We start from the raw sequence: 12,029 nt of genomic DNA on the forward strand, positions 1-12,029 counted from the left end.
CACCTCTATCTTTAAAACAATCCTAGGGCCTTCCCATTCTCATCTACATCCATATTTAATGCTGCTGGTTTTTTTGGAAGACCCGGCATGGTCATGACATCTCCGGTTAGGGCAACAATAAAACCTGCTCCTATCGATGGCTTAAACTCCCTGACATTCACGGTAAAGTTAGTAGGCCTGCCTAGTTTCGTTGGGTCATCTGACAAGGAATATTGAGATTTCGCCATACAAATCGCTAAATTGGACCATCCAAACTTTTCAAAGTCCTCCAGCTGTTTCTTCGCTTTTGACGAGAATTCAACATCTTTACCGCCATAAACCTTTTGAACAATGGTCCTCACTTTTTGTTCAAGCGAATCGGATAAATCATAAAGGTGACGGAAGTTATTTTCTTCTTTCTCTATTACCTCTAAAAGCGTCTTAGCAAGGTCAACCCCGCCGGCACCGCCTTTTTCCCATACTTCTGTTAAGGCAACAGGAACAGCCTCCCGTTTACACCAATCCAATAAAGTTTCTACTTCTAAGTCAGTATCACTTATAAATTTGTTAATCGCGACGACCACTGGCAGCCCAAAGCTTCTGATGGTCTCAATATGTTTTTGCAAATTAGCAAATCCCAACGTTAAAGAAGCAATGTTTTCCTTGGATAACTCGGATTTTGCTACCCCGCCATGCATTTTTAATGCCCTAATGGTGGCAACAATCACTACTGCTTCAGGTTTTATACCAGCACTTCTTGCTTTGATATGTAAAAACTTTTCTGCACCTAGATCCGCACCAAAACCGCCTTCTGTAATGACATAATCAGCAAGTTTTGCTGCGGCACGAGTCGCAATTACACTATTACAGCCATGGGCAATATTCGCGAAAGGACCGCCATGCACGAGCGCAGGAGTATGTTCAATCGTTTGAACGAGATTTGGCTTGACTGCATCTTTTAGCAACAAAGTTAATGAACCTTCCACTTCAAGGTCACCAACAGTTACAGGTTCCTTTTTGTCATTATAGGCAACGACCATTCTGGCTAATCGTACTTTCAAATCCTTTAAATCCGCAGCTAAGCACAATACTGCCATAATTTCTGATGCTACTGTAATATCAAAGCCATCTTCACGCGGGACTCCTTGAAGTGGACCGCCCAACCCGATTATGACTTTCCTTAAGGCACGATCATTTAAATCCACCGCTCGTTTCCAAACAATTCGGCGTTGATCGATCTTAAGCTCATTGCCTTGTTGTATATGATTATCTAACAAAGCTGCTAGAGCGTTATTTGCTGTAGTAATCGCATGCAAGTCACCCGTAAAATGTAAATTAATGTCTTCCATCGGCAATACCTGTGAATAGCCGCCTCCGGTTGCCCCGCCTTTAATACCCATTGTCGGACCTAATGAAGGCTCACGCATAGCAATCATTGCCTTTTTACCAATGCGTTGAAGGGCATCACCAAGACCGACTGTAACGGTTGATTTTCCTTCACCAGCAGGCGTAGGATTGATGGAAGTAACGAGAATTATTTTTCCATCTTTATTTGTTTCTATATTCGTTAGCGCCTCATACGAAATTTTTGCTTTATATTTCCCAAAAAGCTCGAGGTCGTCCTCTGATAAACCTATTGTTTTAGCAATTTCAACAATCGGCTTCATGGTTGATTCTTGTGCAATTTCAATGTCTGACTTATATGATGTTTTCATTTGCAAAAATGATCCCCCGATTCACATAGAATTAGTAACCTCTTTTATTGTATCAAACCACGGATTATTTTCGTGTAATATTTTTCACAAGAAATTATTCTTTTCTGAACTAAAGATAATGTTTATAATGTTAATGACCGAATTTTAAAAATATACTTAACAAGATTAGAAACAAAGGGGGAGTGCACCATGCCTATTAACATTCCAAAGTTGCTGCCAGCACGAGAAATCCTTGAAAATGAAAATATTTTTATCATGGACGATGAAAGGGCAATTCAACAAGATATTCGGCCGTTAAATATACTTATCCTCAATTTAATGCCGGACAAAGAAAAGGCAGAAACTCAGCTATTAAGGCTTTTGGGGAACAGCCCGCTGCAATTAAATGTTAAATTTTTAAAAACAGATTCCTATGAATCTACGCACACCAGTAAACAGCACCTCGAACAATTTTATACCACCTTCCTGGAGGTCAAAAATCAAAAATTTGATGGAATGATTATTACTGGAGCACCTGTCGAATTAATGGAATTTGAACAGGTAAAATACTGGGAAGAACTTAAGGAAATCATGGATTGGACCAAAACCAATGTTACCTCTACTTTGCATATTTGCTGGGGAGCACAGGCTGCACTTTTTTATCATTATGGTATTGATAAATTTGAATTATCTCGTAAATGTTCAGGAATTTATGAGCACCAAATTTTTGAGCATAATGATTTTCTCTTACGCGGATTTGATGATCAGTTTTATGCTCCCCATTCTCGCTATACAGATGTATCGATTGGTGAAATTCATGAAAACCCTGAACTTAAACTGTTAGCCGCATCAGAAGAAGCAGGAGCATTGCTTATTGCCTCTCGGGACAGAAAACATGTGATGATTACTGGACATTTGGAATACGAATCTGATTCCTTAGCCCAGGAATATAATCGGGATATTAGCAGGGGACTGGAAATTCATTTGCCGGAAAATTATTTTCCCAATAATGATCCAACACAACCCCCAATCAATCGCTGGCGTTCCCATGGACACTTGTTTTTCTCGAACTGGCTAAACTATTATGTGTATCAAGAAACACCTTTTCATTGGGATTGAAAGAATCGAAAGAGCCTATTTCAAGAAGTTAAAGCAGGAAAGTAAGAAAAGCGGAAGTGCCCTTTGCACTTCCGTTATTTATTTTGAAACATGAAGACCCACATAAAGGTCAATGCCTGCTTTAAATCTAATGATAGATTTTCTAAAGGCAGCTTGTCAGCTCCCCTTTTGTAAACTCCAATTTCATCCATTTTGATTAAGCCACTTTCTTCTGCCAATTTCCCTAGCTCCCATGGCATCATCGTATTACAAATTACTTTTTCCCCATACAGCCGTCTATAGCTATTTATCCGCGGCATAGCGGTCGGTCCTAAAATCGCAATGCAAATCAAACCATCTTTTTTAACAATACGTTTCATTTCATGCAATACTGCTAATGGATTCTCTGTCCATTCAAGAGAATTGATTGCCATGCTGGCATCGAAAGAGTTTGATTCTACCGGCACCCTTGAAATATCTGCTTTAAGGAATTTTGCTGTCGTGTCTTTTGCTCTCTCATTTGCCTTATCAAGCATTTGTTCAGAGAGATCGACTCCAGTAACGTGATAGCCATTTGCAGCTAACTTATAGGAAGCATAACCATCACCACAGCCTAGGTCACAAAGTGACGACTCCGGTTGTAAGTGCTTGATTAAAAAAGGAATAATGTCTTTTCGACTGCCGGTCTCCCACATTTCTTTGCTGTTAGAATGCCATTTATCAGCCTGCTCATCCCATTGTTTTGCTGCTTCATCTACCCATATAAAATTGTTCATAGAAAAGCCTCCTTTTTATTTATTATTCGTTGTTAAATTTGAATTCCTTTACGTTTATTTATATTGCAAATTAGAAAGAATATCGAGCAAAGGGGGAAAGCTTTGTGGAAACAGTAGTTGGATTGCATCGGAACCATTTTGGAGAGATTATCAGTTTTGTCACATCCGGAGGTCGAGTCATTTCATATCAAAAAGCATTAGTAGAAGCAGCAGACGGCATTATAAAAGGTGTTCAGGCATACGAGAATCATGATGGTAAAGTAATGCTTAGCCCGGAGCAGGAAACATCTTTTGATCATTTTCCTGATTTATTTTAAAAAGATAAAGGAAAGCACCTGGTGATAGGCCAGGTGCTTTCCTTATTCAGCTTCATTTTGTTTTTGAACCTCTTTTAATGCTTCTATTCTTGATTCATCTTCTTGAAAAAATTGAACAAGGTCAACGATTCGTTCAATGGAATCCCAGCTTAAGTGGTGCTCGATTCCTTCGACGTCCTTATATATATTTTCATCTTTTACACCGATGATTTTTAGGAATTGTTCAAGTAGATCGTGTCTAAAAACAAGACGTTTGCCGATTTTATTACCTTTTGTGGTTAAGCTAAAACCTCTATATTTTTCATAAACTAAGTATTCATCCTTATCTAACTTTTGTACCATTTTTGTTACTGAGGAGGGATGAACAGACAGCGCCTCGGCAATATCTGATACTCGGGCATACCCTTTTTCTTCAATTAACATATATATTTGTTCGATATAATCTTCCATACTAGGTGTTGGCATCCCGTACCTCCAAAAAATTACTCTCTTAAAAGTTTACTATAGAAAAAAATTAGTGACAAGTTGAATTATTACAATGTTACACTTTTTGGCTATGTTCCTTTTGGTTCTCAAAGAGGAATTTCACCTTTTTCTCCTGTTCATCAAGATAAAGCCTTGCATTAAAGATTTTATCTTTATTTGTAAAACCTTCTATCAACTCTGTTTTTCCTTCCGTTAGAAGAAGTTTAATATTCTTTTGGGTAATGTTTTTCCCGAGTATCTTTTTAGATATCGTAAAATTGCATTGGTTTTTCTGATAGTTAGAACATCCGTAAAAGCTCCCTTTATCCACGATTGAACCATCACATTTTTTACAAGGACCCAATTTTGTACTAGCTCTCGATTTCCCCATCTTCTTGCCTGGTGTGAAATTTTCACGAATATCGTCTGAAAATGTCCAATTAGCAGAATGTCCAACGCCTGAAGAAATGAGATGATAGACCATTTTATTAGTCTGTTCCATGAAGGACTTAGGAGAAGCAGCGCCTTCTGAAATTTCCCTTAATTTCTGTTCCCATTTTGCGGTCATTTCTGGGGAAGCAAGGAGTTCCTGGCCAATTGCCTCTATCAATATTCTTGCTTTTGCCGTTGCATAAACTAAGTTTTTGGTTACATCAATATATTTTCTATCTTTCAGCATGGTAATAATTCCGGCTCTTGTCGCCTCCGTACCCAAGCCTTCCGTTTTGGATAATATTTTCTCCATTTCCTTGTCATCAATATGCTTTCCGGCAGTTTTCATTAATGTGATTAACTGACCTTCAGTATAGCGTTTTGGCGGCTGTGTCTGGCTCTCTTTTACATCCACCTTTGTCGTACTGCCCTGTTCCCCTTTTGATAATAGAGGCAGTGCAGGTTCATCCTCTTTTTCCTTTTGATTGATTACCTTCCTCCAACCTTCTTCAATTTGAACCTTCCCTTTTGATTGAAAAACAGCTCGTCCATCAACTAAAGTTGTTACCGTAGTATATTCTGCTATAGCTTTTGGATAATGTGCTGCTATTAAACTTGCTGCAATAAGGTCGTAAAGTTTCTTTTCATCTGCATCTAGTCTTTCAAAATTAGGAATCTGTTCAGTAGGAATGATGGCATAGTGGTCTGTAACCTTTTTTTCGTTTACATATCGTTTGTTATCAACAAGGGAGTCAATAGGCAGCGGAAAAAATTTATCGTAACCATTGATATGACTTATTTTATTTAAAATTTCCGGAAAGGCATTGGCTTCTTCTTTCGTTACATATCTTGAATCAGACCGGGGATAAGATACATTGCCCTTCTGGTAAAGCTTTTGCAGTACATCAAGCGTCTTCTTTGGCGAAAATTTATATCGTTTATTCGCTTCCGCTTGAAGTGCGGAGAGATTATAAAGTAATGGCGGGAAAAACTCTTTTCTTTCGGATTGAACCTCTGATACCTCTGCTGGTTTTTCGCGACAGAAAGCCGCAATCTTCTCTGCCAATTCTTTTGTTTTCACCCGTGTTTCCCCATCATTCTGCCACTTGCCGCTATATTTTTTCCCTTCGATATTAAAATGTGCGATGACTTCCCAGAATGGTTCAGATTTAAAATTCTCAATTTCCAATTCTCTCTTAACAATAAGCGCTAAAGTGGGAGTCTGGACCCTGCCAACCGAAAAAACATCAGAAAATCCCTGTTTTTGCAATAGTAAACTATAGAGTCTAGAGGCATTCATTCCCACTACCCAATCAGCACAGGCACGAGTGTATGCTTCATAATATAGATTTCTAGTGTGATCTTCTGCTAATAATTTATTAAAACCTTCACGAATTGAATTAGGGGTTAAAGACGAAATCCATAGTCGTTTCATGGGCTTTTTACAGCCTGTAATTCGAAGAATATTACGGATAATTAATTCACCCTCACGCCCAGCATCACCTGCATGAATGATTTCCGTTACTGCAGGATTATTTACAAGCTTTTGGATAACAGAAAATTGTTTTACCTTATCCTTTGTTACTTCATATTGGAACTGAGCAGGAATCATTGGCAGATTCTCCAACGACCATTTCTTCCATCCTGGCTCATAAGCCTCGGGGTTCACCAACTGGCATAAATGTCCAATGGCCCAAGTCACATACGCTCCATTTGGAAACGTCTCATTTGGAAAGATTTCAATAAAACCGTTTTGTTTTTTATTTTTAAAAATAGAAGCCAGTGTTGAACCTTGATCTGGCTTTTCCGCAATAATTAATTTCATCATGATTGCTCCTTTTGATAAAGCATCCAGCATTCATTTTCCCACTTCCATTACCTTTCGTAAAGAATAAAAAATTGGCACCTTAGATTAAGGATGCCAATTGTTAAAGATTTCCGAAACTTTATCAGCTTATTGTATTCGTTTTAGATTTGTATCCTGCATATACCAATTTTCTTCTGGAATGATATTCGATACTGTCAAAATAAATGATGGGATTCTTTCAACATCAAAAACGATTGCACCTATTTTCTTTGTAAACATGAGAAAGGCATCACCATGTGAATAAGAGGATAAATCATTTCTGATTTGAAGCAATGACATCAAAACTACTTGTTTTTCTTCGTTTTCAATGAAGACTTGCGGCGAGAATCTTAAAATCCATTCCTCACCCTCAATCGAAAATCGGTACATTACACCTCACCCTTTAATACCTTTTTTATAAGAATATGAGGCTGAAAAAAATATATGTTAGGATAGGATTTTATTTATTCAGAATATTTTCTCCGAAGTAAGATTTATGGATAAAAAAGCACTTTCATTCCTTGACTGCCCAATAATATTCATGTATATTTTAAGTGTCATGTATCATTATTTGAATGGCATTATGCTACCTTTTTTTGTACATGATAATATTTATCTTTGGCACTTTAATAAGGTGTCCTGAAAGGCTTAGGAGGAAATAGTAGATGCAAAACGGTAAAGTAAAATGGTTCAACAATGAAAAAGGTTTCGGATTTATCGAAGTTGAAGGTGGAGACGATGTATTCGTACACTTCAGCGCGATTACTGGCGAAGGCTTCAAATCTTTAGAAGAAGGCCAAGAAGTTTCTTTCGAAATCGTTGAAGGAAACCGTGGACCACAAGCTGCTAACGTGGTAAAACTTTAATCTATTATAACAAACAAAGGCTGACGTAGTGTCAGCCTTTTTTCTTATTAACCAACGGGGAGGATAAACCCGTGAGGAACTATTCTTTAGTCAAGAAACTGCATTTAAATTAGTTTTTTTCCATATTCCTGCAGCTTTTCCCCTACTGTACACTCCGAAATACAAAAGCGATGTGCTGTCCTTCTGCCGCCTTCTTGTTTAAAGTGTTTATGTACAAAACAGCCGTTACAGTATTGACCTAATAGGGATTCAACATGATTAAACAGTTCTTTTCTATCAGAATGTTTCACGAGTTTTGGCACCCCGTTTCTTAATAATGACTTCAAATTTTGTTCTATAAAGCAACAAGGTTAGAGGAGATCCTAAATGATTTGCGTTTTTGCGAAAATTTCCTTCCCCTCCAACGCTTGTGTTGCTAATTTATCGGCTTCTTTATTATCATTTCTTGGAATGGGCGAATACTTTGGTGTGAGTGAGAGTGCTTTGATTTTTTCCTCAATCCTGTCAAGCCATCCATTAAGGACATCTTCGTAACACGGCCACTCACCTTCGAGTTGTTTCAGTACAACCTGTGAGTCGCCTTTGAATTCACAAGGCAAATGGTGCACACCTAATTCCTCTAATATCGTTAAGGCATAATAAAAGGCTGCATACTCTGCTTCATTATTTGTTTCCATTTCATCGAACCTTTCGTTAGCCCTGATACGGTATTTCTTTTTTCCTTGTTTAAAAAAGATAACAACACCCAGACCTGCAGAGTTGGTTTCTTTTTGAAAACCACCATCAAAATAAACGGTAACTTCATGAGGATCGTCTTCAATCTCAGTCACGAGCTTTTTCAATTCTTTTAAAATCCAAGATGTACCCACTTCATCATAAAAATAGATATCACTAGCTTTCCCCAGCTTTTCAAGCTCTTCACCAGCTTGTATAGCCAATTCAGTTGATATCCAATCAGAGGTAAATTGAATTTTTTCATTTCCACCTGTTTTATAATTCCACTCAAGTCTATATTTCATGATTATCAACCTTTCCTGAAAAATTTCTGACTTGAAACCCATTTCTAATTGAAAAGATAATGATTTCACTTTCTTACCATATGTTAAAATTTCTATTCTTAGCATACCCACTTCAACAAAGTTGAAATAGGAAAATTATATTCCTACGTTTTGTGTTAAATTATGATAAACTTTCATGTAATACGAAACTGGAGGGTCGGCTTTTGATTGAAGTATATATTGACGGTGCCAGTGCCGGTAACCCTGGACCTAGTGGTGCTGGAATATTTATAAAAGGGAATGGGACTGCAGAAAAATACGCCATTCCGCTGGGTATCATGTCAAATCATGAGGCAGAATATCATGCTTTTATAAAAGCATTAGAGATTTGCTTAGAAAAAGGCTATACTCATACAGTGCTATCCTTTCGCACGGACTCTGAATTAGTCAATAAAGCAGTCGAGAAAGAATTTGTCAAAAATAAATTGTATGCTCCACTTTTAGAAAAAGCATTAGATTTAGCCAATCAGTTTGATTTATTTTTTATGAAATGGATTCCCAGCATTGAAAATAAAACAGCTGATGAATTGGCGAGGGCTGCCATTCGAAAAAATACAAACACGAGCGAATAAACAAAATCCTCCCATTTAAGGAGGATTTTGTTTATATTGCGACTAGTTCTCTTTCTCTTACGAACTTTAAAGCCGCATTTCTTGTTTGTATTTTGCTCGAAACAAGGGTTTCTAATAACGATACATAAAAGCTGCCATCAAAGCTTTTCTGGGCCTTTAATGTAATCTCTATTGCGGAATTTATTAATTCATCAGAAGCATCCGTATAGTGTTTCCCAAAATAGATAAACCCGATTGCCTCCTCATGAAAGTGAAAACCTTTTCCTTCCAAGTAATGCAAATACTCATCAACTGTCCGCACTGGCTTCTCCATCCCTCTCCAAGCAATTTAAAACCATCTACTATCAGATTTTAACCTAAATTTCGACAATTTTCTACTCTTTTCTGAACATTTATGCCCAACTACTCCAACCAAAGCACCAAGAAGCGCTCCGCCAATTACTTCTTCGGGCTGATGTCCTAACATTTCTTTTAACTTTTTTGGAGCTTCTTGTTTAAATTCAACGCTTTCTTCTTTGTCCACTTTTTCCATTAAATCATGCATGGAATTTACCTTTAAAGTGAGTTCACCCGTTTGACGCCGGATTCCCTGTGCGTCATACATGACAATTAACCCATACACCAATGAAAGGGCAAAATCAAAAGTTGGTAAACCACGCTGTAACGCAATATAAGTAGTGAGTGTTGACACTCCTGCAGAATGGGAGCTTGGCATTCCACCCGTTTGGAAAAAGAGGTCTGGTCGCCATTCTTTCTTTTTATAATAATGAATCGGAATTTTCATGCCCTGTGCTAAGCCAATGCTAAAAAGGGCTAAATAAACACCTTTGTTCATTTTTATCACCTCTTATCTTTATTGTTTAGAAAGTTGAGTTTTATTATTCTCACGTGGAAATACTAAAAAAATGGGAGGTGAACAGCGGTGAGTAAAAATGGTTCAAGAAATCGCGGTGTTAAGGCACCAGGAGTTAATCCACAGGGCTATGGACAAGATGCGGAAATGACAGAAGATCCAAAGAGTAAATTGGAAAATGCAGCGAAGAAAAGCAATACCAAATAATATGGAAAAAGGCTGTCCTTCTTTGGGACAGCCTTGGGCTTTAGGGATTTAAACATTTAACCACTTTTGGACCGCGATCTATATATTAAAGAATCTTTTCGTATTGTTTCGAATTTGCGTATATATATTCTGAATATCCATACCTTTGATCTCCGCTATTGTTTTAAGCGACTCCTCCATCATAAAGGGGTGGGTTCTTTTCCCAGAAAATGGACCTTCAAAGGGCCATGGACCATCTGTTTCAACCATAATTTGTTTAATCGGATAATTTCGTACTAAAGTGACGTTTTCAGGTTCTCCCATGGCAATCTCCGGAGTAACTGAAACAAAGTATCCGTTTGCCAACATTCTCTCTGTTGTCCGCTGATCCCCTTTAAACCAGTGAAAATGGGCCTTAGAAACGGAATGCTTTTCGAGAAGATCACAAACAACTGGGGCATCAGAATAGACCGCATGAAGAGAGATTGGCTTATCCCATCTTTTCGCTAGATTCACAAATATTTCAAGCAATTCAATATAGCGGCCATAATCTTTTTTTGTGACTTTATTTTCTTCCCTCATAAAAAACGGCAGACCTACTTCTCCCACAGCAATCATTTTGTCCTTGTTAACTCTTATCCAGTTTATTAGTTCACCAAGTTCTTTTTCTGGTGGTAGAAGCTGCTCTGGATGAAAACCATATGCTGGTTTTACCATAGGAAATCGTTCCGATAAAACTAGATTCCTTTTACATGAATCCAGATTCATCGAAACTGAAACCAGTGCTTCAATAGTTTCGTTCTTCTCAGCTAGCGCGGCAATTTCAATGTCATCATATTGATCTAAATGAATATGTGCGTCTATTAGCTTCTCCATCCTTGTCACTTCCTAAGTTTTTTATGTATCCTTCAATAGAAATGCCCCGTCATTAAATAGGAGATTATAAGAAGGCTGCCCTGTGTTGGGGCAGCCTCGAATTTTCAGGAAACAAACGATGCCTCGAGCGGCAGCAAACGCTGCAAGCCGCGGAGCTCTAGTTCCATTAATTTATTTAATGCTTTTTCTTTTTCAATCTTAAGACCTGCCTCTTCAAGAGTGCATGTTACAGGTACATCACACTTGATTTCCGCAAGGATGCGTGATAAATGGAGCATTTCTAAATCCTGCTCAATTTTCGTTTTGTGAGATTTTGAAAGACGATCGAGATTCGAGATAATCCCCTCAACATGCTCAAATTCCTTTAGGAGCTTAAGAGCGGTTTTCTCACCAATCCCCTTGACTCCAGGATAATTATCACTAGTATCTCCCATTAAAGCCTTTAGATCGATCATTTGTCGAGGTGTAATCCCTTTTTCTTCAAAGAATGTATCAGGTGTATGAACTTGGTAATTGCCATATCCCTTTTTCAATAAAATGACTGAAATACTTTCATCGAGAAGCTGAAGAATATCCTGGTCACCCGTTAGAATTGAGACATTTGCATGCTCCCTTGCTTGATAGGCAATGGTTCCGATGCAATCATCGGCTTCATAGCCTGCTAATCCAATATTCGGGATATCAAAAGAGGCAACTACTTCTTTTACTAAATCAAATTGTGGTATTAATTCTATAGGTGCTTCACCACGGTTCCCTTTATAGGCATTATACAATTCAGTCCGAAATGTTTTACTTCCCATATCCCAACAAACAGCTACGTGCGACGGATTAAATGAAGATACTGCAGTAAATAAATGTTTTATAAAACCATGAATTCCATTGGTTGGAATTCCTTTTGAATTTATCATAAACTGGCCTGAAACAGCCGTAGCATAAAAAGCACGAAATAAAAGCGCCATGCCATCAACTAGCATAAGTGAAGGTTTTTGATTTTCCAATGTTTGACCCCCT

General features: G+C 37.9%; 16 protein-coding genes. 5 read left to right on the forward strand and 11 right to left on the reverse strand.

Translation table 11 applies throughout. The features are described from left to right. Positions 1-11: 11 nt before the first annotated feature. The gene (locus AC2TFD_RS20750; protein ID WP_484676353.1) at positions 12-1,694 is read right to left on the reverse strand and encodes a formate--tetrahydrofolate ligase; all 1,683 of its coding nucleotides are present in this window, start codon (positions 1,692-1,694) and stop codon (positions 12-14) included. Between the two features lie 189 nt (positions 1,695-1,883). On the opposite strand from AC2TFD_RS20750, the gene metA reads away from it, so the two are divergent. Continuing rightward, positions 1,884-2,792 carry a homoserine O-acetyltransferase MetA gene (gene metA / locus AC2TFD_RS20755; RefSeq protein WP_484673884.1) on the forward strand — a complete coding sequence of 303 codons (909 nt, stop codon included), beginning with the start codon at positions 1,884-1,886 and terminating at the stop codon, positions 2,790-2,792. Positions 2,793-2,866: 74 nt separating this feature from the next. Here the strand turns inward: metA and AC2TFD_RS20760 are convergent, their stop codons facing one another. After that, positions 2,867-3,547, reverse strand: a complete 681-nt coding sequence (locus AC2TFD_RS20760; RefSeq protein WP_335567236.1) for a class I SAM-dependent methyltransferase — start codon at positions 3,545-3,547, stop codon at positions 2,867-2,869. Between the two features lie 104 nt (positions 3,548-3,651). Here AC2TFD_RS20760 and AC2TFD_RS20765 point away from each other — a divergent pair, with 104 nt between their 5' ends. Then, complete coding sequence (locus AC2TFD_RS20765; protein ID WP_335519561.1) at positions 3,652-3,864, forward strand: DUF3892 domain-containing protein; 213 nt, start codon at positions 3,652-3,654, stop codon at positions 3,862-3,864. Positions 3,865-3,906: 42 nt separating this feature from the next. On the opposite strand, the gene mntR is transcribed toward AC2TFD_RS20765, so the two are convergent. From mntR to AC2TFD_RS20780, 3 genes are all read right to left on the reverse strand, one after another. Then, entirely contained in the window at positions 3,907-4,329 is a 423-nt protein-coding gene (gene mntR, locus AC2TFD_RS20770; protein WP_335519564.1) for a transcriptional regulator MntR, read from the reverse strand. 76 nt (positions 4,330-4,405) lie between these two features. After that, entirely contained in the window at positions 4,406-6,586 is a 2,181-nt protein-coding gene (locus tag AC2TFD_RS20775) for a DNA topoisomerase III (protein ID WP_484676354.1), read from the reverse strand. Positions 6,587-6,715: 129 nt separating this feature from the next. Then, positions 6,716-6,997 carry a hypothetical protein gene (locus AC2TFD_RS20780; RefSeq protein ID WP_484673885.1) on the reverse strand — a complete coding sequence of 94 codons (282 nt, stop codon included), beginning with the start codon at positions 6,995-6,997 and terminating at the stop codon, positions 6,716-6,718. 275 nt (positions 6,998-7,272) lie between these two features. On the opposite strand from AC2TFD_RS20780, the gene cspD reads away from it, so the two are divergent. Next, on the forward strand, positions 7,273-7,473 hold the full coding sequence (gene cspD, locus AC2TFD_RS20785) for a cold-shock protein CspD (protein ID WP_026563856.1): 201 nt from the start codon (positions 7,273-7,275) through the stop codon (positions 7,471-7,473). Between the two features lie 104 nt (positions 7,474-7,577). Here cspD and AC2TFD_RS20790 read toward each other — a convergent pair whose 3' ends face one another. Together AC2TFD_RS20790 and AC2TFD_RS20795 are read right to left on the reverse strand one after the other, a co-directional pair. After that, positions 7,578-7,763 (reverse strand): zinc-finger domain-containing protein, encoded by a 186-nt coding sequence (locus AC2TFD_RS20790; RefSeq protein ID WP_335519570.1) that lies wholly within the window; start codon positions 7,761-7,763, stop codon positions 7,578-7,580. A gap of 72 nt (positions 7,764-7,835) precedes the next feature. Next, the gene (locus AC2TFD_RS20795; protein WP_484673886.1) at positions 7,836-8,492 is read right to left on the reverse strand and encodes a ribonuclease H family protein; all 657 of its coding nucleotides are present in this window, start codon (positions 8,490-8,492) and stop codon (positions 7,836-7,838) included. A gap of 203 nt (positions 8,493-8,695) precedes the next feature. Here AC2TFD_RS20795 and AC2TFD_RS20800 point away from each other — a divergent pair, with 203 nt between their 5' ends. Next, entirely contained in the window at positions 8,696-9,103 is a 408-nt protein-coding gene (locus tag AC2TFD_RS20800) for a reverse transcriptase-like protein (RefSeq protein WP_335519576.1), read from the forward strand. A gap of 31 nt (positions 9,104-9,134) precedes the next feature. Here AC2TFD_RS20800 and AC2TFD_RS20805 read toward each other — a convergent pair whose 3' ends face one another. Together AC2TFD_RS20805 and AC2TFD_RS20810 are read right to left on the reverse strand one after the other, a co-directional pair. After that, positions 9,135-9,416, reverse strand: coding sequence for a DUF6123 family protein (locus AC2TFD_RS20805; RefSeq protein WP_335519579.1), 282 nt, complete (start codon positions 9,414-9,416; stop codon positions 9,135-9,137). Positions 9,417-9,431: 15 nt separating this feature from the next. Further along, positions 9,432-9,938 carry a divergent PAP2 family protein gene (locus AC2TFD_RS20810; protein ID WP_335519582.1) on the reverse strand — a complete coding sequence of 169 codons (507 nt, stop codon included), beginning with the start codon at positions 9,936-9,938 and terminating at the stop codon, positions 9,432-9,434. 87 nt (positions 9,939-10,025) lie between these two features. Between AC2TFD_RS20810 and sspL the strand changes: the two genes are divergently transcribed. Then, positions 10,026-10,163 carry a small, acid-soluble spore protein L gene (sspL, locus tag AC2TFD_RS20815; protein WP_306073616.1) on the forward strand — a complete coding sequence of 46 codons (138 nt, stop codon included), beginning with the start codon at positions 10,026-10,028 and terminating at the stop codon, positions 10,161-10,163. Positions 10,164-10,241: 78 nt separating this feature from the next. On the opposite strand, the gene AC2TFD_RS20820 is transcribed toward sspL, so the two are convergent. After that, positions 10,242-11,018, reverse strand: coding sequence for a TatD family hydrolase (locus AC2TFD_RS20820; protein ID WP_484673887.1), 777 nt, complete (start codon positions 11,016-11,018; stop codon positions 10,242-10,244). 104 nt (positions 11,019-11,122) lie between these two features. Then, positions 11,123-12,016: a 5'-3' exonuclease gene (locus tag AC2TFD_RS20825; protein WP_335519591.1), complete on the reverse strand. Its 894-nt coding sequence runs from the start codon at positions 12,014-12,016 to the stop codon at positions 11,123-11,125. Positions 12,017-12,029: the final 13 nt, after the last annotated feature.

The sequence above is a fragment of the Neobacillus sp. plas4 genome (assembly GCF_057221695.1).